This window comes from Ferrithrix thermotolerans DSM 19514, from assembly GCF_900128965.1.
Lineage (GTDB): Bacteria > Actinomycetota > Acidimicrobiia > Acidimicrobiales > Acidimicrobiaceae > Ferrithrix > Ferrithrix thermotolerans.
Window position 1 is genome coordinate 32229 of sequence record NZ_FQUL01000003.1, and the last position, 20341, is coordinate 52569.

Genomic DNA, 20341 nt, shown 5'->3' on the forward strand with positions numbered 1-20341 from the left:
GTTGCGCAAAAGCTCTGGAAGTGTGCGGTAGCTCATTGACGAAGTTGTCTCAAAAGCAAAGCCCATATCGTGGCTATCTATATCTAGCTGCGGCCCCGTTCCTCGTTGGAACCGGAGTGGAGGCTGCATCGTTTCTGTCTCACTTTCCGGTGTTTCTCGGTCAAGGTCTCCGCTATGGCGTTGGGGCGTTGATCCTACTTCCATTTTCTTACAAGAAATTGAGTACCCTTAGAGGACTTGGGTTTCGGAACTGGTTTATGATCCTTGCCCTTAGTGCGACGGGCTTATACGGTTTCTCCGTGAGCTTGGTCGAGGCGACCAAATCATCCTCGGCAGCTGCAGTCGGTGTGGTGATTGGATGTGCCCCCCTTTTGATCGTGCTCATATCGGAGGCGATCTTGATACGGCTACCAGCTGTTCAGACTTTGTTGGGTGCTCTGATTGTCGTCGGCGCTACTGCATTAGTTGAGGGCTCTGGGACAGGGAGCGCCAAAGGTTTCCTTTGGTCTCTTGTTGCGCTTGTGTGTGACGCTCTTTACTCTGTTCTTTCTGCACCTTTGGTTGCAAAGACTGGTGCGGTCTCCTTGGCCTTTACGACAAATCTGATAGCAGCCACGGCTTTAGTGATAACGCAGCTCGTCTCTTTGAAGCCGTTCAACTTTGGTGACACTCCTACGCCATACTTGTCCATCCTTTACATGGGTGTTTTTGTTTCAGCTGCAGCCTTTCTGTTGTGGTATGGAGGTCTCTCTAAGATTCCAGTGCAAGTTGCTGGTCTCTTTGTAGGTCTGATACCCATAGGTGCCTTAGTTGCGCAGGCGGTTGTCGGTGGCCGTCAAGTGACCGTCCCCCAAGTGGTTGGGTCTGTTGGAGTCATGATGGGTATAGCTTTAGGGGTCGCTCCAGGGGAGGTTGTCAAACTTCTCTTAGAGCGATTGGGGCTTCGTAAATATTGAGTTAGACAAATGTTGACCAATTTGTCGGTGACACCAGGTGTAAGACTAGCCTAACCCGTCTACGTCGGTGCCCAGGAGAGGTGTAGGACTGTTATGTTAGAGGTCCACCTCCACGATGGCCTCTACCTCTACGGAACTGCCTAAGGGTAAGGAAGAGACTCCCACAGCCGATCGGGCGTGGCGTCCAGTCTCTCCAAATACCTGAACTATGAAGTCCGAGGCACCGTTAATTACCAGTGGTTGTTGCGTAAAGGTTGCGGTACTGGCTACGAATCCGGTCAGCTTGATCCAGTTCTTCACCTTCGTTAGTGATCCCAGATCACTATGCAGCCTTGCGATTAGGTTTAAGGCGCACAACTGAGCTGCCTTTGCAGCTTCGGACTCTGAGACCGTGTTTCCAACTACGCCAGGGGCGTATAGAGCACCCTCTGGATCTATTGGGAGGGCTCCTGAGAGGTATGCGATATTTCCCTGGAGCCTCATTGGAACGTAAGATCCTTTGGGAGATGTGGGTGTAGGCAGCTTCAGCCCTAGCTCTTCTATAGCTCTGTATGGGTCATTGGTCATGCACTTCAAGCTAGCACTTGAAATATCAGATCTTGTTATTAGAACCGGGAAATCATCGTAGTTTTGCGAAAGGGACACCGATCGATCTCCTTGACGGAGAGTGTTGAAGCGTTAGTGCATGATCAGACGACCTATCAAAGGAATATCCCATAGAGACTCTGCCCTGGCAATGGCGATAGCAACGTTTGGAATGTCTTCTACGTTATCGTATATTAGGTACCTTGGCGCCCAGGTGGGGTTGAACTTCGAGTTGAACCGCCAAAGCGACTCGATCTGCATGGAGTCGGAGAGGCGTTCAAGTGCCCATCTTTCCATGCGTTGTGAAAGTCCGCCTCCTCGCTCACCCGCCAGGGTTGCTCTAAGCGCAGCAAAGTTTAGACTAAGGTACCTTACCTCCGTCGACGACAGATGGGAAAGTGTCTCAACGATCAAGAGATCCATCATCCCATTTGGATGCTCTCCAATCTCTCTGCGCATCAGGTCCAGGGAGTACCCCTGTCCATGGTTGGTTGGTACCCACTGACAGAATCCAACGATTCGGCCCTCCTTGGACCTGCATATACTAAGTAAAAGGTCTTTGTCGCGTGGGTCAAAGATGCGACCCAGCGTCATCGAAAAGCCTCTTTCGACGCCGCCGCGACGGGACTCGGAAAGGACCCTTACGACGTCGTCTTTGTCGTCGTCGTTTATGCTAGAGCTCTTGATTAGTTCCACGGTGTAACCGTACTTCTTCATCCTGTTGACTGCTTGCCGTAGAGATTTGTTAGCCTTTCCCAAAAGGGGGATCTCTCGCGCCTCCACGATGGCTTCGTCCCCGATGTAGTAGGGATGAAGGCCAAGGCTTTGGTAGGTGTCGATCCACTCAGCTGAGGCGCCCAGTACAGCGATCGATAGACCTCTTCGTTTCATATCTGACAAAAAGTGCTCGAATACCATCTCGCGGACCCCTTTTGGTCCTACGGGGTCTGGCGAGACTACGCAGGTAGAACCAAAGACCGAGTAGGCGATCAATGTGGACCTCTCTACAAAGTGAGTTTTGTCATCTCGAAGTGCGAAGTAGTCAAGGGTGCCGTTGCCGTACATCCTTACGAGAGAGAAGGGGTCGTTGGCAGAAGACGAGTCGAAGATGTCGTGTGCGATTGAGCTAACAAGTGGGTTGAACAAGGTGTAGGCAACTATTCCAAGCGTCGCTATGCCTGTATAGGTCAGCGCTGGTGTGATGATCCGGTTGAGGTCTGGATCCAAGTTTACGGTTGCCACGCCTACCATCCTCTCTGCTGTGGCAAAGAAAACAGTTCCTATGGGGAGCAGTTGCCTCTTGGCTAATGCGTAGAAACCCTCTACTGAGAGCACTCCGGTGAAGAGTACTGCAAACAATGGTCTAGCCGCCCTCAGAATTCTTTTTTGTTCTTTTGCCGGCGCTGCCTGAAACGATCGCCTGTTCGCAAACAGGTATATTCCCGCCAGTATCAACAGGAACGACTCCTCAAGATCACCACCTTTTATGAGGTTTGATACTACTCCAGCTGCGATTGCTGCGATAGTTAGAGCCCATGCGCGACGCGACCCCCGTCTAACTCCGGCAGCGAGTGAGATAGTGGCCACTCCGATGAGGGCCGTTGCAGAGTTCGCATAGTTTGAGACCACACTTGGAAGAAGTGCAAGGATTGCATGTATCCTCGCTCGAAGTGGAGGAGTGAATGACGATAGAAGCTCCAAGAAGCCCATGGATGTCAAAGCTACGTAACTGATCCTTCTAGCTCTATATGTGTCATTCCTAGTAGCTTTTCCAACCTGAGGGTAATTTTTGCCTCCAGGGTGCGTAGCTAGAACCTCAACGAATTTGGCCTGACGATTAGAGTCTTTTAGTAGAAGTCGCGTAAACCAACTTGTCCGTGCTTCAATGCCGATCTGCATCAATCTTACGTAGAACTCTTCGTAGACAGATATCTCCAACCAGGAACACCGTCCGACCTCAAGGAACGTGTCAGGCAGGCCGAGTCGGGTGTGGAACCGGCGGTAGCTTGAACCTACCGAACCAGGGGATGCAAGGAAAGAGTTCTCGCCCACACTAAGGAGCGAGGGGGAAAATCCCCTAGAGCTGATGAGCCCCCGAGCAACAGCCTCGGTTTCAACTAGTCCAAGTTGTTGAATGGAGTCTCCCTCTTCCAGCACTGTCTCAGTGGCTCTTTCGAGGGAGCGAAATATTTTTCGAGCAAAGATCAAATAGAGGATGGATATCACGAAAGCGTCTACCAGGGTGTTTGCACCGACGGTGAAGAGTTGATGGTTCAGCAGGTGACGGTGAGACTTTAGTCTTGATAGGAGTGGAAGAGTTAGGACTAAGGGAATCTTTAGGGCGAGAGCGACAAAGATAGGAGCTAAGGCCAGAGGTAGGTAACGTAATCCCCTCCGGTAGATCAGACGTGATACAACGAAAGCGGAGATATCGTTGGTATTCTCCAGTCTGTCAGCACCATGGAGAACCTTGTACTCGTCAGCGATCTTCTTCGTGACCTGTCGAACGGCTGCTTCCGTTTGGGCTATTGAGTTCTCATCTTTCGTCCCGTACCCACCTGCATCTGAGGTTATCAGTAGCTCCTGTGGATTTACCCCGCTTTCAAGGCGCAACGTGACTGAAGAAGCCAACTCTATCTCGACGTAGGTCTCTACAGCTTTTTCTAGGAGATCTGGCGCATCGGCGACCTTTGCGTCAAGCGTTCCCGGGATGAGGATGAACCTGGTGCCCAGATGATTTCTCAGCTCTCCCAAGGTATCAAATAACTCTTGGTGGCCCCTCACTATATCGAGGAGATCTGAGTTAGTTTTAAGTGTAAGATCAAACAGATTACCTGCGAAGATAAGGGTGTCAAGATCTTGTTGCTTCCTTAGTTCTGCGCATAGTGAAGTGAGGGAACCAAGCTTTACTGAGCTCTCACTGCTCGGAGTGGTTAGGGCTAGATGCGCAAGGATCATCAGCCGTTGACCTTTTTGCACTTCGCAGACGAGAGGCTTGATAATGTTCATCTAAGGGGATACTCTAACTCAGGTACATCACTTTTTGTCGGTAGCTTTGTAAAGTAAGTTGCACTTGCTATAGGTGTAAGCGACGTCAAAGGGTGTTTTGTCTGCGATCTTCATAAGGCCAAATCAGCCGGTGCCAAGGGCATCACGGATTTGTGGAGATCTCGGTTAGGTGATCTCTAGTCTCGAAAGTTATTGAACTGCAACGGTATTCCAAAGTCTTGGGCCTTTAGCAGTTCGATCACCTGCTGGAGGTCGTCTCGTTTCTTCGAGGTGACTCGAAGCCGGTCCCCCTGTATCTGGGCCGTAACCCCCTTGGGGCCCTGTTCTCTGATCGTTTTCGATATCGACTTTGCGTGTTCTTGGTCGATACCTGCAACGATCTTTATGGTTTGCCGTGCGGATCCTCTCGAACCCTCCTCGACCTTGCCCCGCTCAAGTGATTTCAGGGATACTTTACGCTTCACTAGCTTCTCTTCAAGTACCGTGGTAAGGGCCTTTAGCCGATCTTCTGTCGATGACGAGAGTTTCACCTCATCTCCCGATAGCTCGATCGATGAGTTGGTGTCTTTGAAGTCGAAGCGGGTATTCACTTCTCGAGCTGCCTGGTCAACAGCGTTTTTTACTTCTTGCATATCAACTTCTGAAACAACATCGAAGGTAGGCATGGTTTAACAGACTATCATGTTGCCCATAGGGTCGGTGCCCGAGTGGCCAAAGGGAGCAGACTGTAAATCTGCCGGCTCAGCCTACGGGGGTTCGAATCCCTCCCGGCCCACAGTTTTTCTTGGTGTTTAGATTATTTTTATGAGCGTTGATCTACATTGAAGACGATTACATATTGGGCGTCTTTAGTAAGGTGGATTTAGGTGGGGCTGTCGACTCGAGAGAAGCTCGTTCCTGGTGGAGTTAGTCCGCACCGTATTTTATCGATGTTCCTTGAGTTCGACCCCATGATGTGGGGGACTGTCGGCTCGTTGATGGTGTTCTTGGGGACCTGGCAGTCTAACTCTCCCTTCGTCTCTAAGATCCCTGGGTCCTGGTTCATAGGCGTCTCAAACTCTCCGTCTCAGGGCAACGCTATTTTGGAACTTGTCGCACGGTGGCTCGTGTATCTGGGGATGGCTATTGGGCTTTATGTTTGGTCGAAAACGGTGTTTGATATCTACAACGGTAAGTGCTTCGGATCTACTTACCTCTGGACCATGTTTGCCTTGTGGATAACCCCTCTGATGCTCTCAGGTCCACTTCTATCGCGTGACGTATATTCCTATGCGGCCCAGGCCGAGATGGTGCGTGTCGGGATCTCACCGTATCTTCAAGGACCCATAGCTCTTGGACACTCACCGTTTCTGCCGACAGTGGATCCACTTTGGATGAGGGCTCCAGCTCCTTATGGTCCGGTCTTCCTCTACGTGGGTGACCTCTTTGTTCATCTCGCAGGTAACTCCCCACTTGGAACTGTTGTTCTGCTCAGAGTAGCCGCACTCGCCGGTGTTATTCTTACTGGGATCTATGCACCAAGGATCGCATCCATAAACGGATACTCCAAGGATGCAGCGTTTGTTCTCTCTGCACTAAACCCTATATTTCTCTATGATTTGGCATCCGCCGGACACAACGACGCCTGGATGGTTGGACTTATGGTGTTTGGGGTCTATCTTGCTTACACAGGCCGATTTGTCTGGGCTAGTGTCGTAGTTACCCTCGCTGGACTTGTCAAGGCACCGGCGTTTGCAGCTCTTGTCTTTATCGGTGTGCTCTGGGGTGGTTTTGGGTCGCTCAGGAGGAAGATTCGCTATGGCAGCTACGCCCTTTTGATTGGGGCGATCACGACGGTGGTTCTGGGTGTAGCTACCGGCCTGGGAGTGGGGTGGATTAGGTCTCTGTCAACGCCGGGCGCATCTATTTCCCCTGCGGATCCCGTTACAGCCGCCGCTACCTTGATTCACGAGGTGGGTTCGTTAGTGGGAGTCCCCGTCTCGACCTACCTTTACCTGTCTGCGATGAGACTGCTCGCTCTGTTTCTCTCCGGTGTAATAGCTCTTTACCTACTTTTACTCTCGAACGAAAAGAACTGGTTGCGGAATTTGGGGCTAAGCCTCTTAGTAGTTGTCCTTCTTGGTCCGGTCATATGGCCATGGTACCTTAGCTGGGCTATAGCTTTGTTGGCCTGCAGTGTTGGACGTTATGGGGGAACAGCAGTCGTTGGCTCATCTATCTTAGCCTTCCCGCTGTCGATGCCGGGAGGCCAGTCCTTCGTAGCGTTAGTAACCTATCTTCTGCTCGCAGTCGTCTTGATCGTCTTTGTGTTGTATCGGAAGCAGAGTTTGCCCTATCAGATGCGCTTGGTGATCGATGAATACCTGATTAGGGCGAAATGGTTTTTTGAGAGCGAATTTAAATCAAGAGGAACCCAGGTAGATTCGAGACCGTCATAGTAGAAGCTGAAGAAGTGCGATGTCTATCCATTGACCGAACTTCCTACCCACCTCTCGCTCTACACCAATCACCTCAAATCTGCATCTGCGGTGCAGTTCGATGGAGGAAGATTGAGTGGCAACGACACGCGCAATTATCGAATGAAACCCCAGCCTACCAGCCTCGTCGATCAGGGCTAACAGCAACTTCGTGCCTACGTGCTTGCCTCTGTGGTCTTTGTGCACGTAGATAGAGTTCTCCACCGTTGAGGAGTAACCAGGTCTTGGCCTGTAGGGAGAAATTGACGCAAAGCCTATAACCTGATCACCCTCGGTGGCTACGATCACGGTATGTACTCCTTGATGTTCGTCCATCCAGACTCTTTGGGCTAGTTCAGAACGAGGTATAAGATCAAGCGTTGCCATCGAGTTCAAAACCTCATGGTTGTATATCTGACGAATCTGCTCGGAGTCGTCACATTTCGCTGTTCTTATGTTCATCGTAACTAATTTAGCGAGTAGATTGCATAAGGAGCCTCCGATGACACTCGGTCGGCACCGCTAAGGCGCGGCTCTGATCGCAATCTTGACGTCTAGAAACGTAAATGTCGAAATTACAGGGAGACCGATCTGATCACAGAGCGCTATCCCTGCTCAGTACCGTCTTTCCTTTGCCGATGATATCTCTAGCCTGACTGAGACAGTTGGCATTTGTGATCTGGCTCCGACTGAAGCACTAAAGAAACGAATAGTCAGAGACCTTATGACGCCTATCTGCTGATGATTGCCGTCGCCCTATAGCCCGCTCTCTAAGTTGGCCCTTTCAAAAACTTCGACCGTTTCACACGAAAATGGGAGTGTCGGAGATGTCCTGGATAGATTTCATCTTTGTAGGAGGTTCAAAGGTCTCAACTAGAGGTTACATTTCGGTTTGACTGTACACTATTTCAGACTAGTATTTTGCCAAGTCGCCCCCTTAGCTCAGTAGGCAGAGCACAGCCATGGTAAGGCTGGTGTCGTCGGTTCGATTCCGACAGGGGGCTCCAAGGCGGCGTAGCTCAGTTGGTTAGAGCACACGGCTCATAATCGTGTGGTCGTCGGTTCGAGTCCGACCGCCGCTACTTTGTAGGCAAGAAGTAGGCTCAAGGATCGTGACAGTCCTCGGCGAAATGGAGTTATGTAGATGGCGAAGAACGAGAAACGAATCAAAGTGACTTTAGCTTGTGAAGAGTGCAAGCGAAGAAACTACATCACGGTGAAGAATCGCCAAAACGATCGAGAGCGTATCGAGATGAAGAAGTACTGCCAGTGGGACAGACGACACACGCTCCATAAAGAGACCAGATAGGCTAAGGAACGTCTTTGTACAACGTCGATGAGCAAGATCGTTTCAGGTCGCCTGAACTCAGGCTGATCGAAGGCGGTAAGGGTTCAAAGCTCGAGGAGCTTTTTTCTTCATGCTACCAATCGTCTCTCTCTTTGGCGTTGAAATTTGTTGGAAACTTGGAGGACGCAAGCGACGTCATCCAAGAGTCCTACATTAGAGCCTGTAAGGGTATAAGTAACTTTCGTGGCGAGTCTTCCTTTGAAACCTGGTTTCACACCATAGTGGTGAACACGGCTAAGTCGTTCCGTGCTGTTAGGTCAAAGAGGTCGGTGCGGGAAGGTTCCGAGCTCTTTGATGAACCAGGAGAGAGCCAAAACGTTGACGATGACTCCTTCAGCGCCACGGTCATCGACATTGAGAGAGCAATGGCGAAGTTGCCCCCTAGATTCAAATCGGTAGTGATTTTGAGAGACTTCTATGGGATGTCTCATAGAGAGATAGCCGAGAGGTTATCGATCACGGAAGGAACTGCAAAGGTCTGGCTCCATCGCGCTAGAAAGAAAATCGTAGAGGTATTGGTGGCCAAGAGAAACTGCGAAGATGACTTTTACCAAGATCTTGAGCGTGGCAGTTCAAGGTCGAATAAAAGAGTTTCCTAAAGGGTCGTAACGGTCTTATTCTTTCCGTGGAATGAACAGATGACTTATTTGTCCTGACGCAGTGGTAGGATACTTTGGTTGACATAGGGTAGTAGCTCAATTGGTAGAGCACCGGTCTCCAAAACCGGGGGTTGGGGGTTCGAGTCCCTCCTGCCCTGCTCGTAATAGTTTATAGTTTTAAGACAGAGGTAGAAGGTGAACCGCGAAACTAAGCGGATGCTGCAGAGACAGGGACAGCTAGATAAGAGCGGTGAACCCGCCGCTCCTGTAAAGTCTGTACCAGCTCAGGCAAGATCGAAGGCTGATCCAGCACGCCGAGGTGGCATCAAGAAGTACTTTAACGACGTAAAAAGTGAACTGAAGAAGGTGAAATGGCCTTCGAGACAGGACGTAGTCAGCTATTCTTCCCTGGTGTTTGTGGTCTTGGTACTAGTGATAGCGTTTATCTTTGGTCTGAACCTTGTCTTCTCCAAATTAGTGTTTTTCCTTTTCAAGTGAGAACGGATCTGAGGCTTTGAGTAGTTCTGACCTAGTGAAGAGGGGAGTGGAGGAGTTTATGGGCCAGGAAGAACAGCCTGAAAGCATCGATAACGCTTCAGAGAGCGACGATGAGTTCGAAGAAGAAGTCTTAGTTGAGAGCCCCTATGACCGCCCAGGTGATTGGTTCGTGATCCACTCTTATGCGGGTTACGAAAACAAGGTGAAATCTAACCTCTTCGCACGTGCGAAGTCGCTGAATATGGAAGAGCGTATCTATGAGGTGGTTATTCCTGTTGAGGATGTAACCGAGATCAAAAACGGGAAGCCTGTTACATCGGCTAAGAAGGTTTATCCGGGCTATATCATGGTGCGTTGCGATATGGATGACGATGTATGGTCCCTGATTCGCAATACACCTGGGGTAACTTCGTTTGTCGGTCTCGGTTCTAAACCAACGCCCTTGCCACGCAAAGAGGTGGAGGCCATGTTTGCCTTCGACAGGACTAGTGCAACAGGGATTCGTGAGGTCAAACGGGTAAGACCAACTGTGGACTTTGAAGTCGGCGAGACTGTACGAGTCAAAGAAGGCCCCTTTGCTGACTTCTCCGGACAGATATCTGAGATCAACGAAGACCAGCTGAAACTCAAGGTTTTGGTAAATATCTTTGGACGAGAGACTCCGGTGGAGCTTGAGTTCACACAAGTTGCTAAGCTCTAAGGGCTTGTATTTCGGAAGTGAGTGAAGGGTAAATGGCAAAACGTCGAGTAACTGCGGTTGTGAAGATTAATCTTAATGCTGGAGCGGCTACCCCAGCCCCACCTGTAGGTACAGCTCTCGGACCCCATGGAATCCAGACCATGGAGTTTGTGAAGCAGTATAATGCAGCTACGGAGGCTCAGAGGGGACAGGTCGTTCCGGTTGAGGTTACTATCTACGACGATCGGTCATTCAGCTTTGTCCTAAAGACGTCACCCACGCCTGTTCTCTTGCGCCAGGCTGCTGGAATTGAGAAAGGCTCGGCTACAAACAAAAAAACACAAGTTGGTACAGTGACTAAAGAGCAGGTTGCTGAGATCGCTAGAACCAAGATGCAGGACCTTAACGCTTACGACCTCGACGCTGCTATCAGGCAGATAGAAGGTACAGCTAGGTCCATGGGAATAGCCGTCGTCGATTGACGCGGCGAAAGATTGGGAGATCCTAAATAATGAAAGTTACTAAAGTTCAAAAGATTCAGAGTCAGCTGGTAGACCCAGAAAAGCTGTACACTCCTATCGAGGCTATAGAGCTTGTCAAAAAGGCAGCGAAAGCCAAGTTCGACGAGACTGTCGAGATGGCCGTACGTTTGGGTGTTGACCCGAGAAAAGCAGACCAGATAGTTAGGGGTACGGTAGCTCTTCCCTCAGGAACCGGCAAGGATGTGAGGGTCGCAGTATTTGCTGCTGGAGACGCTGCGGCTGAGGCACGGGAAGCAGGGGCAGACGTGGTTGGAGCAGACGACCTTGTAGCCAGAGTAGAAAAAGAGGGGTTTTTGGACTTTGACGTTGCTATTGCGACACCCGATCTCATGCCCCAGGTAGGACGACTGGGTCGCGTACTGGGTCCACGCGGTCTTATGCCAAACCCAAAGACCGGAACGGTTACTACCGACGTCGGCCGAGCGGTAACCGAGTTCAAAGGAGGCCGCGTCGAATACAGAACCGACAAAGTTGGGATCGTACACGTCAGAATTGGTAAGGTCTCGTTCTCAACCAATCAGCTCGCAGAGAACTTCCGGGCAGTCATCGAAGAACTGCAAAGAGCTAAACCAGCGTCTGCGAAAGGACGTTACTTTAGAAGCGTGAGTCTTTCCTCAACTATGGGCCCAGGTATCAAGGTAGACACAAACAAGTTGAGGTTGACAGATGAAGATGTGGCTCAAAGCGCTGCGTAATCGCAGGGGTTTGCTCCACGTTATGGTAGATTAGTTTTTCGTTCAACTCAGCTCTGATTCGCTGAAGAGGTCCGGTGCTCGACGAGCTTAAAGGTTTTCCGCCTGATGAAGCGATCTCTCCGAGTCGGGTGAGTGGGCAATTGAAGCACTCGAGGAGAAGTATGGAACAGCCAAGACCTGAAAAGGTGGCAATTGTTGAGGAGTTGAAGGAGCGCTTTGACAGCTCAGCAGCGGTTCTCGTTACCGAGTACCGTGGACTAAAGGTGTCGGAGCTTGAAGAGTTGCGTCGGGAGCTCAAAGCAAAGGGTGCAGATATCAAAGTATTCAAGAATACTTTGGTAAGAATTGCAGCCTCGCAAAGCGGTAACTCAGTTGTAGAGCCTCTGCTTGAGGGTCCGACAGCACTAACCTTCGTCAAGGATGATCCTGCGGCTATCGCCAAATCTTTGAGGGAGTTTGCAAAGGCAAAGCCAGCCCTAGTTCTAAAGGGCGGCCTGATGGGTGGGAAGAAGCTAGGTGTCGAAGAGACTCTTGCTCTGGCTGATCTCCCCTCCCGTGAGGTTTTGCTTGCGCAGTTTGCTGGAGCACTTAGTGCGCCGATGCAGAAGTTTGCGTCTCTTCTCAAGGCAGTTCCTCAAAACTTTGCCTATGCTCTTCAGGCGTTAATCGACAGTAAGAGTGAGCAGGGTTAGTTCCGCTTCGTCTCAGCGTTTAGTTGTTTTATTGGTAGGCCCGGAGGGGCAGTGTAAGGAGTTGATCTCAGTTGGCAAGTAAAGAAGAAATTTTGGATGCGATAGCGTCGATGACCGTGCTTGAGCTATCGGAGCTTTTGAAGGAGTTCGAAGAGAAGTTCGGAGTAACTGCCGCTGCTCCAGTGGCTGTGGCAGCGGCTGTGCCAGCAGGTGGCGGAGCGGCAGAGGCTGCGGTTGAGGAACAAGATGAGTTTGACGTGGTCCTGACGTCCGCTGGAGATAAAAAGATTCAGGTTATCAAGGAAGTTCGTACCCTTACGAATCTAGGACTGAAAGAGGCAAAGGATCTTGTGGACGGTGCTCCCAAGACCGTCTTAGAGAAGGTTTCGAAGGAAGATGCCGAGAAAGCCAAAGCTGCTCTCGAAGGAGCCGGAGCTACAGTCGAACTGAAGTAGTTTGTGCTAAAGTTAAAGCCGGAGGTCTCTACTTGAGCCTCCGGCTTTTTGCTTATTTGCGCGCCTGAGTTTTAGTGTTGTTGTTCTATACTTACTATTGTCGTGCGTAGAGTCTCTGTCTTTAGGTTATTTTCTTGCCTAGCCCCCTCGCGTTCGGTTTTCACGACCATGAGGTGGATGTGACTTTCATTAAATTTAGAGGAGTTGCTCGTTGAGTTTCCGTTCGAAGTCTCCGGAACGATATTCATTTGCCAATGTGGACGAGGTTTTGCCCTTGCCCGATTTGGTATCTATTCAAAGTGATTCGTTTGAGTGGTTTTTACGTGAGGGGCTGGTCGAAACCTTCAGGGACATCTCCCCGATAGAAGACTTTACAGGGCAGCTCTCTTTAGAGCTTGAGTTTGATCCGGACGATCCGGATCTCCGTCCCCCGCCGAAGTACTCTGTCGAAGAGTGCAAAGAAAAGGATATGACGTATTCGGCTCCTATCTTCGTGCGTGCGAGGTTCTCTAATAAGGCCACATACGAAATTAAAGAGCAAACCGTGTTTATGGGTGACTTCCCGATGATGACCAATCGGGGTACCTTCATAATCAATGGAACTGAACGCGTTGTGGTCTCGCAACTCGTTCGTTCTCCGGGGGTTCTGTTCCAAGAAGGTAGAGACTCCAAGACGATTGTGACCGCTACGATCAATCCATACCGTGGGGAGTGGATTGAGTTTGACGTTGAAAGCAAGCCTGGTCGGGATATTACGGCGGGGGCTCGGGTGGCCAGGAAACGTCGTCTGCCCATCTTCACGTTACTGAGAGCTCTAGGTTACGGTGATCCTGAAATTATCGATCGCTTCGTTCGTCACTTTGACTTCCTTGAGGCACAGTGGGAGAAGGAGAAGGCGGACTACGCAAAAGAGGAAACTGCGCTACTGAACAAGGATCGAGATGCAGATTTGGCTAAAGCCAGAGAGGATGCTGCGCTTATAGAGATCTTCCGAAGGGCTCGACCGGGCGAGCCACCTACTGCCGATACGGCTAGGTCTTACTTCGAGATGGCGTTCTTTTCACCGAAACGCTACGACCTCACGAAGGTGGGTAGATACAAGCTCAACCGTAAGTTAGGCCCCGAGATCCAAAAGCTCTCTGAGATACTGCAGATTCCGCTTGTTGCGGACCCAGAGTATCCCACGGTACTGTCGCGAGCGGAGATTCTTGCGACGGCATCGTACATGCTTCACTTGGCTTCTGGCGTTCCAGGGTATCGGTTTGACGACCAGGACCACTTTGCGAATCGGCGCGTAAGGAGCGTTGGCGAGCTTATACAAAATCAACTTCGGATGGGTCTATCTCGACTCGAGCGACTCGTACGAGAGAGAATGACGACTCAAGACGTAGAAGCGATCACTCCGCAGACTCTCATAAACATAAGACCTGTCGTCGCCGCTATCAAAGAGTTTTTCGGGACTTCTCAGCTGTCTCAGTTCATGGATCAGAACAATCCTTTATCTGGTCTTGCACACAAGCGACGTCTCTCTGCGCTTGGCCCCGGAGGTCTCTCGAGGGAGAGGGCTGGATTTGAGGTACGAGATGTCCACTCCTCACATTACGGGCGTATGTGCCCAATCGAAACCCCGGAGGGCCCTAACATCGGCTTGATTGGAGCCCTTGCAACCTTTGCAAAGGTAAATGACCATGGGTTTATAGAGACTCCCTATAGAAAGGTAGTTGACGGGCGCGTAACCGACGAGATCGTTTATCTCGCTGCCGACGAAGAAGAAGAGTATGTTATTGCCCAGGCGTCGGCGAAGATAGACTCAGAGGGCAGATTCTTGGAAGACAGGGTCTTGGTCAGAAGGGCGCCACAAGGAGCAGTGGTTAGGGTTGGGGCAAACGCAGTGTCCTACGGATCTACGTCAGAGGTAGATGTCGTGCCAGCCTCCGAAGTAGATTTAATGGATGTCTCTCCGAAGCAGATCATTTCGGTTTCAACCTCCCTGATACCCTTCATCGAACATGACGATGCGAACAGGGCCCTAATGGGGGCAAACATGCAGAAACAGGCGGTTCCGCTTGTTGTTCCTGAGGCTCCCTATATCGGAACAGGTGTTGAGGCCAGAGCTGCCCAAGATGCAGGGGATGTGATCTTAGCGGAGGGTACAGGAGTAGTAACAGAGGTCTCGGGAGAGACGATCGTAGTCGAATACTCCCCAGGACAAGGCGACAGATACGGAAATGCTCTTGGAAGAAAGGTCTACAGACTATCGAAGTTCAAGAGATCAAATCAAAATACCTGCCTCAATCAAAAGGTCCTTGTTGAAGTAGGGCGACAGGTTGAAAAGGGAGACCTTTTGGCCGATGGCCCCGCAACTCACAACGGTGAGCTTGCCTTGGGTAAGAATCTTCTTGTTGCCTTTATGCCTTGGGAAGGCTACAACTATGAGGATGCAATTATCCTCTCGGAGAGGCTCGTGAGGGACGATGTGCTGACGTCGATTCACATCGAAGAGTATGAGACCGATGCTAGGGATACCAAGCTTGGAGCGGAAGAGATCACACGGGATATCCCCAATCTCTCGGAGGAGATCCTTGCTGATCTCGACGAACGGGGTATAGTCAGGATCGGTGCAGAGGTGGGGCCTGGTGACATCCTCGTCGGTAAGGTGACACCTAAAGGCGAGACTGAGCTAACACCGGAGGAAAGGCTGCTCAGAGCTATCTTCGGCGAGAAGTCGAGGGAGGTTAGAGACACTTCACTCAAGGTTCCACACGGTGAGTCAGGAAAGGTGATCGACGTAAAGGTCTTTACCAGAGAGGACTCCACGGAGCTGGCTCCAGGGGTAAATCAGCTCGTGAGAGTGTATGTGGCCCAAAGGCGCAAGATTACTGAAGGTGACAAGCTTGCTGGACGACACGGCAACAAGGGAGTCATATCAAAGATTCTGCCCGTCGAGGATATGCCGTACCTATCAGATGGAACGCCGGTCGACATCATCTTGAGCCCACTTGGTGTTCCTTCAAGAATGAACGTCGGACAGGTGCTTGAGTCCCACCTAGGATATGCTGCCCGTTGGGGATGGAAGTCAAACGAACTAGCGAGCCTTCCCGTCAAAGGTACAGAGTATAAGACCAGACCTCGGACTGAGCCTTCTACGTGGGTGGCAACACCCGTGTTTGACGGAGCTCACTGGGACGAGGAAAGCAAATCGGGCCGACACCCAACGATTCAACAGGTGTTTGAGGATCTGCACCCAGACTCTGCCGATGGACGACGTCAGATAGGGATCGATGGTAAGGCTACTTTATTTAACGGGCGAACCGGAGAGCCTTACGACAACCCAATTTCCGTCGGTTACGTGTACATACTGAAGTTGGCTCACCTCGTGGATGACAAGATACACGCCCGTTCTACTGGTCCTTACTCCATGATTACTCAGCAACCATTGGGAGGTAAAGCTCAGTTTGGTGGCCAGCGATTTGGAGAGATGGAAGTTTGGGCGCTCGAGGCTTATGGTGCTGCATACGCCCTGCAGGAGCTCTTGACCATTAAGTCAGACGACGTGGTGGGACGTGTGAAGGTGTACGAATCCATTGTTAAGGGAGAAAACATTCCCGAGCCAGGTATTCCAGAGAGCTTCAAGGTGTTGATCAAGGAAATGCAGTCTCTTTGTCTAAATGTAGAGGTTCTCTCTGCGCAAGGTGAAGAGATCCAGATAAGGGAACTTGATGAAGATGCCTATCGTAGCGTTGAGGAACTTGGTATCGATATCTCAAGACCAGAGAGAGGGTCTGATTACGGTGAAGGTTACAGAAGCGAGGACGGGGGTCTTTAATGCTTGATTTAAACAACTTTGAACAGCTGCGTATAGGCCTAGCTACCTCCGAGGATATTCTTACCTGGTCGCATGGTGAGGTGAAAAAACCTGAGACCATCAACTACAGAACGCTTCGTCCAGAAAAAGACGGTTTGTTTTGCGAAAAGATATTTGGTCCTACAAGGGACTGGGAATGCTCCTGTGGTAAGTATAAGAGAGTTCGTTTCAAGGGTATCATCTGCGAGCGATGTGGAGTTGAGGTAACCCGCTCCAAGGTACGTAGAGAACGTATGGGCCATATTCAGCTGGCGGCACCAGTCGTTCATATATGGTACCTAAGAGGCACAAGATCCTGGCTGGCGTATCTTCTGATGGGAACTACCACCAAAGAAGAACTCAAGGCAAAGCAGCTTGAAAAGGTGATATATTTCGCTGCCAACCTGGTTACCTGGGTCGATGTTGATCGCAGGCATGAGGATCTTCCCAACCTAGAGGCGGAGCTTTTGGAGGAGCTCAAAGAACTTGAAAGTCAGAGAGATCTAGCGATCGAAAAGCAGTTTCAAGACCTTGAGCGAGACCTAGCCGAGCTTGAGGCAGGGTCGGCTAAAGACGCTGACTTACGAGCCCGCCAAAAGCAGGCGGATAAGGAGATCGCTTACCTCAGGGATCGTTTTGATGGAAAGATAGAGTTGTATCGGCGTGCCTTCGAAGAGTTCAGAGAGCTTCATGGTCGCATGATCATCGAGGATGAGCTTCTATGGCGTGAGCTCAAGGATCGCTACGGTGATTACTTTGAAGGCGGCATGGGAGCGGAGGCCATCGCTAAACTGATCGAAAGGCTTGATCTTGATCAGGAGGAAGCAAAACTCCGGGAGATGATAGAGCCGATCGATAGTAAGAGACCTTTGTCGGTTCAGAGGCGGCAAAAGGCGATCAAGAGACTGAAGATCGTTTCGGCGTTTAATCGGCGCGACGAAAACAATCGAAGAATTAATGACCCTGGTGCAATGATACTTGAGGTCGTTCCGGTTATTCCACCGGATCTTCGTCCGATGGTGCAGCTCGATGGTGGTCGCTTCGCTACCTCGGACCTCAATGATCTCTACCGCAGAGTTATAAATCGAAACAACCGATTGAAAAGACTCCTTGAGCTTGGTGCTCCAGAGATCATTGTCAACAATGAAAAGAGAATGCTTCAAGAGGCGGTTGACGCCCTTTTCGATAACGGAAGGCGTGGGCGTCCTGTTGCGGGTCCTGGGAACAGGCCTCTAAAGAGCCTCTCGGATATGTTGAAGGGCAAGCAGGGACGTTTTAGGCAAAACCTGCTTGGGAAACGTGTTGACTACTCGGGTAGAAGCGTAATAGTTGTTGGCCCGAAGCTGAAGTTGCATCAATGCGGCCTACCAAAGCAGATGGCTTTGGAACTATTTAAGCCATTCGTGATGAAGCGCTTGGTTGATCTGGACTATGCGCAGAACATCAAGTCTGCTAAGAGGATGGTAGAGCGCCGGAGACCTCAGGTTTGGGAGGTTTTGGACTCTGTCATCAAAGAGCATCCTGTGATGCTCAACCGTGCTCCCACGCTTCACAGACTAGGAATCCAGGCGTTCGAGCCTGTGCTTGTAGAGGGCAAAGCAATTCAGATTCATCCTCTCGTTTGTGCTGCATTCAACGCTGACTTCGACGGTGACCAGATGGCTGTACACCTACCTCTCTCGCCTGAGGCTCAGGCTGAGGCAAGGGTGCTCATGCTCTCAGCGAACAACATAATCTCTCCTGCTACGGGGCGCCCGATCACTGTTCCTACTCAGGATATGGTGTTTGGTATCTACTACCTTACGACCGAGGTACCTGGGTCTATCGGTGAGGGTAGGGTCTTCAGACACCTGCATGAGGTGGAGATGGCCTATGAAGCAAAGGAAGTCACCGTTCACACTAAGGTCAAATACAGGCGAGCCGTTGGGCAGGATGAGGAGGGTACGCCGCTTTACGAGACCATCGAGACGACGGTAGGGCGTATATTCTTCAACCAAACTCTTCCAAAAGGATTCCGATTCGTCAATGAACTTATCGGCAAGAAGGCGACTCCGATCGGTGCAATCGTTGAAGAGATCGCCAACAACTATCCCAAGGGAGTTGCACAGGAGTCTCTCGATAAAATCAAAGCGATTGGATTTCGGTTTGCCTCCCAAAGTGGCTTGACGATCTCGATCAACGACGTGCGTACTCCTGCAAATAAAGCTGAGATTATTGATCGACATGAAAAAGAGGCCCAAAAGGCCGAACAACAGTTCAAGCGTGGAATCATCACCGATGATGAGCGCAAGCAAAAAGAGATTGAGATCTGGACGGCTGCCAACTCGGAGATAGGCCGGGCGATGGATCAGATGATAGCTTCTGATACCTTCAATCCTATAAATATGATGGTTGACTCTGGAGCGCGTGGTAACGCACAACAGATCAGGCAGATCTCGGGTATGAAGGGTCTTGTCTCTAATCCTCGCGGAGAGATGATACCCCGACCGATCGTGTCTTCTTTCCGAGAGGGTCTATCGGTCCTGGAGTATTTTATCTCGACCCACGGAGCCAGAAAGGGGCTTGCTGATACTGCGCTTAGGACTGCGGACTCTGGCTATCTCACCAGGAGACTCGTCGATGTGGCGCAAGAACTGATCGTACGGGAGCTCGACTGTGGGACCTCACGCGGTATCTGGATAGAAGACGTTCGACCTGATGAGGCCGGAAAGCGGTACTATCTGGAGACACGTGCGTATGGGCGAGTCTTAGCCGAGTCCGTGGCTCTATCGGATGGCTCGGTGATGGAGGCTGGAACGCTTCTGACCGATAAGCTTGTGGCCCAGCTTCGAAACGACGAGGGGGTCAATCGAATTAGAGTTCGTTCAGTTCTAACCTGTGATACCGAACACGGTGTGTGTGCAATGTGTTATGGTCAGGCACTCGCTGGGGCAGGTCAAATTGAACTGGGTGAGGCGATCGGTGTCGTAGCTGCACAGTCGATCGGGGAGCCCGGCACGCAGCTCACGATGCGTACCTTCCACCAAGGAGGTATTGCAGGTGAGGACATCACCCATGGTCTTCCGAGAGTCGTTGAACTATTCGAAGCTCGTACGCCAAAGGGCGCAGCGATCCTGTCCTACACCTCGGGTGTGGTGCGTATTGAGGAGGGCGAAGCTGTTCGTAGGGTGACCGTGGTATCGGATGAAGGGGAAGAAGAGAGCTACGACCTCTCTCTTCGTACCCACCTTGAGGTCGTTGACGGTCAAGAGGTTGAAGCGGGTGACGCTCTGGTAGAGGGTCCAAAGGATCCCAAACAACTTCTTGAGGTCAAAGGCATCCGGGAGACTCAGCAGTATCTCGTAGAAGAGGTGCAGAAGGTCTACCGAGACCAAGGTGTTTCCATACACGACAAGCACATTGAACTCATCGTTCGTCAGATGTTGCGGCGTGTAACGGTGGCTGAGCCGGGTGATACGGATTTTCTACCTGGAGAGCGCGTGGATGCTCGTGTGTATGCAGACACGAACCGAGCGGTTGTCTCCCGTGGTGGAAAGCCTGCAGAAGGCCGGCCTGAGCTTATGGGTATTACCAAGGCGTCTTTGGCGACTGAGTCTTGGCTTTCGGCAGCTTCCTTCCAAGAGACCACCAGGGTTCTCACGGAGGCAGCGATCGAAGGTAAGTCTGATTCTCTTCTTGGGTTGAAAGAGAACATCATTATAGGGAAATTAATACCTGCTGGAACCGGAATGAAGAGCTACAGAGCCTTCCAGGTGAGTGCTCCTGATGCGAAGCCTCTTTCTTTCTGGTCGTCGCAGGACTACGATGATGACTACGGATTTTACGGCGAGTATAGGGCGTCTGATGTAGTAGACGAAGGGTTCGATGTGTCTTATGATGTCGAGGACTTCGACTACAACGAAGATACTCCACCGGACCTTACCGGTGAACTGTAGGGTAATTGTGGATAAAATTATGCGGGCGGACACGGTTTTTGTACCGAA

At 50.9% G+C, this 20341-nt stretch carries 16 protein-coding genes and 4 tRNA genes; 16 read left to right on the forward strand and 4 right to left on the reverse strand.

All coding sequences use genetic code 11. The features are described from left to right. Positions 1 to 44 precede the first annotated feature (44 nt). Positions 45 to 956, forward strand: coding sequence for a DMT family transporter (locus tag BUA24_RS01645; RefSeq protein ID WP_143146329.1), 912 nt, complete (start codon positions 45 to 47; stop codon positions 954 to 956). Positions 957 to 1052: 96 nt separating this feature from the next. On the opposite strand, the gene BUA24_RS01650 is transcribed toward BUA24_RS01645, so the two are convergent. From BUA24_RS01650 to BUA24_RS01660, 3 genes are all read right to left on the reverse strand, one after another. Further along, complete coding sequence (locus tag BUA24_RS01650; protein WP_072788317.1) at positions 1053 to 1523, reverse strand: RidA family protein; 471 nt, start codon at positions 1521 to 1523, stop codon at positions 1053 to 1055. Positions 1524 to 1634: 111 nt separating this feature from the next. Continuing rightward, a complete protein-coding gene (locus BUA24_RS01655) occupies positions 1635 to 4550 on the reverse strand; it encodes a bifunctional lysylphosphatidylglycerol flippase/synthetase MprF (RefSeq protein ID WP_072788089.1) in 2916 nt (971 codons plus the stop codon). A gap of 176 nt (positions 4551 to 4726) precedes the next feature. Next, a complete protein-coding gene (locus BUA24_RS01660; RefSeq protein ID WP_072788090.1) occupies positions 4727 to 5215 on the reverse strand; it encodes a YajQ family cyclic di-GMP-binding protein in 489 nt (162 codons plus the stop codon). 28 nt (positions 5216 to 5243) lie between these two features. Between BUA24_RS01660 and BUA24_RS01665 the strand changes: the two genes are divergently transcribed. Further along, a tRNA-Tyr gene (locus BUA24_RS01665) sits at positions 5244 to 5325 on the forward strand. A 91-nt stretch (positions 5326 to 5416) separates the two neighbouring features. Continuing rightward, positions 5417 to 6988, forward strand: a complete 1572-nt coding sequence (gene mptB, locus BUA24_RS01670) for a polyprenol phosphomannose-dependent alpha 1,6 mannosyltransferase MptB (protein ID WP_072788092.1) — start codon at positions 5417 to 5419, stop codon at positions 6986 to 6988. On the opposite strand, the gene BUA24_RS01675 is transcribed toward mptB, so the two are convergent. Further along, the gene (locus BUA24_RS01675) at positions 6983 to 7468 is read right to left on the reverse strand and encodes a GNAT family N-acetyltransferase (RefSeq protein WP_072788094.1); all 486 of its coding nucleotides are present in this window, start codon (positions 7466 to 7468) and stop codon (positions 6983 to 6985) included. The two genes, mptB and BUA24_RS01675, sit on opposite strands and share 6 nt — an antisense overlap. A 469-nt stretch (positions 7469 to 7937) precedes the next feature. Here BUA24_RS01675 and BUA24_RS01680 point away from each other — a divergent pair. The 13 genes from BUA24_RS01680 (at position 7938) to BUA24_RS01740 (ending at position 20293) form a co-directional block, all read left to right on the forward strand. Next, positions 7938 to 8013 (forward strand) — tRNA-Thr (locus BUA24_RS01680). Between the two features lies 1 nt (position 8014). Next, positions 8015 to 8088: transfer RNA gene (locus tag BUA24_RS01685), tRNA-Met, on the forward strand. 62 nt (positions 8089 to 8150) lie between these two features. Next, a complete protein-coding gene (gene rpmG / locus BUA24_RS01690) occupies positions 8151 to 8315 on the forward strand; it encodes a 50S ribosomal protein L33 (protein ID WP_072788095.1) in 165 nt (54 codons plus the stop codon). A 14-nt stretch (positions 8316 to 8329) separates the two neighbouring features. Then, on the forward strand, positions 8330 to 8953 hold the full coding sequence (locus tag BUA24_RS01695) for an RNA polymerase sigma factor (protein WP_072788097.1): 624 nt from the start codon (positions 8330 to 8332) through the stop codon (positions 8951 to 8953). Between the two features lie 85 nt (positions 8954 to 9038). Continuing rightward, a tRNA-Trp gene (locus BUA24_RS01700) sits at positions 9039 to 9111 on the forward strand. A 58-nt stretch (positions 9112 to 9169) separates the two neighbouring features. After that, positions 9170 to 9451 carry a preprotein translocase subunit SecE gene (secE, locus tag BUA24_RS11835; RefSeq protein WP_084660089.1) on the forward strand — a complete coding sequence of 94 codons (282 nt, stop codon included), beginning with the start codon at positions 9170 to 9172 and terminating at the stop codon, positions 9449 to 9451. A 16-nt stretch (positions 9452 to 9467) separates the two neighbouring features. Beyond that, the gene (gene nusG / locus BUA24_RS01710) at positions 9468 to 10151 is read left to right on the forward strand and encodes a transcription termination/antitermination protein NusG (protein WP_245790242.1); all 684 of its coding nucleotides are present in this window, start codon (positions 9468 to 9470) and stop codon (positions 10149 to 10151) included. 32 nt (positions 10152 to 10183) lie between these two features. Then, positions 10184 to 10612, forward strand: a complete 429-nt coding sequence (gene rplK / locus BUA24_RS01715; protein WP_072788100.1) for a 50S ribosomal protein L11 — start codon at positions 10184 to 10186, stop codon at positions 10610 to 10612. A 29-nt stretch (positions 10613 to 10641) separates the two neighbouring features. Continuing rightward, positions 10642 to 11367 carry a 50S ribosomal protein L1 gene (gene rplA / locus BUA24_RS01720; protein ID WP_072788102.1) on the forward strand — a complete coding sequence of 242 codons (726 nt, stop codon included), beginning with the start codon at positions 10642 to 10644 and terminating at the stop codon, positions 11365 to 11367. A 161-nt stretch (positions 11368 to 11528) separates the two neighbouring features. Further along, a complete protein-coding gene (gene rplJ / locus BUA24_RS01725; RefSeq protein ID WP_072788321.1) occupies positions 11529 to 12059 on the forward strand; it encodes a 50S ribosomal protein L10 in 531 nt (176 codons plus the stop codon). Positions 12060 to 12130: 71 nt separating this feature from the next. Next, the gene (rplL, locus tag BUA24_RS01730) at positions 12131 to 12514 is read left to right on the forward strand and encodes a 50S ribosomal protein L7/L12 (protein ID WP_072788104.1); all 384 of its coding nucleotides are present in this window, start codon (positions 12131 to 12133) and stop codon (positions 12512 to 12514) included. 211 nt (positions 12515 to 12725) lie between these two features. After that, a complete protein-coding gene (rpoB, locus tag BUA24_RS01735; protein WP_072788106.1) occupies positions 12726 to 16340 on the forward strand; it encodes a DNA-directed RNA polymerase subunit beta in 3615 nt (1204 codons plus the stop codon). Continuing rightward, positions 16340 to 20293, forward strand: a complete 3954-nt coding sequence (locus BUA24_RS01740) for a DNA-directed RNA polymerase subunit beta' (RefSeq protein WP_072788108.1) — start codon at positions 16340 to 16342, stop codon at positions 20291 to 20293. Before rpoB ends, BUA24_RS01740 begins: the two co-directional genes overlap by 1 nt. The last annotated feature ends 48 nt before the right edge of the window (positions 20294 to 20341 follow it).